We start from the raw sequence: 1,274 nt of genomic DNA, 5'->3' as shown, positions 1-1,274 counted from the left end.
CGTCCGATTTTAAAAGGCAGAGATATCAAAAATTATTTATGCCAATTTGGAGACAGATATGTGATTTTTACAAGACGCGGAATAGATATCAATGAATATCCTGCTATCAAAGACCATTTAAATGCATTTTATGATAAACTTAAGCCTAAATCTGGAAATGATTCTATTGGTCGAAAGGCTGGTTCTTACCAATGGTTCGAAATTCAAGACAACGTAGCCTACTATAATGATTTTTATAAAGAAAAAATCGTTTGGATAGAACTAAGTGATAAGCCAAAATTTGCTTACGACGATACAGGCTATTTTGTTGAGGCCACCGCTTTTATAATGACAGGGCCGCATTTAAAATATTTAACTGCATTCCTCAATTCGCCTGTATGCGATTGGTACTTTGACAAGATTACTACGACTTCTGGCGTTGGAACTAATAGGTGGAAAAAAGTGTATATTGAGGAGCTTAGAATCCCTATTGCCGACAAAGATATTGAATTAGCCTTCACAAAGCTAATTGATGAATTAAAAATTGCTGCTTCCTCAGATTCTATTACAAATCGTCTAAATGAAATGGTTTACGAATTATATGATTTTGCTGTAGAGGAGAAGGAGGTCATTTCATCGTTCAGAAAAGACAATAAGTCTGTGACTTAAACTGACAAGATGCAGTTTACTTCTTCCGTATTAAAATCATAAAGTTTATAAACCTCATTATCGATATTCTGCTCAAGAATTTGTCGTTCAGCATCGTTTTGCGCAGTTAATAAATGCCTTACAGCTTCAATAAAAAAATCCTGTTGTTCGGCGGATATATCGGGAACGGGTAACTGCTCAACAAACATCGGTTTGTATTCAATGTATCCCCCTTTCCTTGATACGCCAAGTTGCTTTATGTAAAAATTCCCAACTTTAGAATTGAGTAATGCTAACAGAAAAAGGTTATCTGTTCCTATAAAGGAGGAAGGCGCATTAATATAGTATCCTTCCGGTATGAATGCAAATTGAGATCGAAGAGCCAAGTTGCCCCATGCTATCTTTGGCCCCTCAAACTCCTCAAAATAGGCGACATTGTCCTGGATTTCATACCATTTGTAGGGTCCGGGTTTCCGTCCGGTTAATTCTCCATTGTTGCGTGGTCTCAAATCTTCATAATATTGGTATAAATATTCTTCAATTGCAGGGTACAAGCTAATTTCGATTCCTCTTCTAGTAAAAAGAATCCATTTTTGATCCCATTCAAATTTATAGCGCTTAATATCCTTGCCCAAAAGAATCGGACG

Annotated in this window: 2 protein-coding genes; one reads left to right on the top strand and one right to left on the bottom strand. The window is 36.3% G+C overall.

All coding sequences use genetic code 11. The features are described 5' to 3' along the window. Nucleotides 1–648, top strand: a 648-nt coding sequence (locus tag NF543_RS25205; RefSeq protein ID WP_257670971.1) for a TaqI-like C-terminal specificity domain-containing protein, incomplete at its 5' end; no start/stop codon positions are given. Here the strand turns inward: NF543_RS25205 and NF543_RS25200 are convergent. Beyond that, nucleotides 645–1,274: TaqI-like C-terminal specificity domain-containing protein (locus tag NF543_RS25200; RefSeq protein WP_257670970.1), on the bottom strand; the 630-nt coding region annotated here is incomplete at its 5' end. The genes NF543_RS25205 and NF543_RS25200 overlap by 4 nt on opposite strands.

Source organism: Parapedobacter tibetensis (genome assembly GCF_024704835.1).
Taxonomy (GTDB): Bacteria; Bacteroidota; Bacteroidia; order Sphingobacteriales; family Sphingobacteriaceae; genus Parapedobacter; species Parapedobacter tibetensis.
Note: the sequence above shows the minus strand (reverse complement) of the source record. Positions and strands in the feature narration are given on the sequence as shown.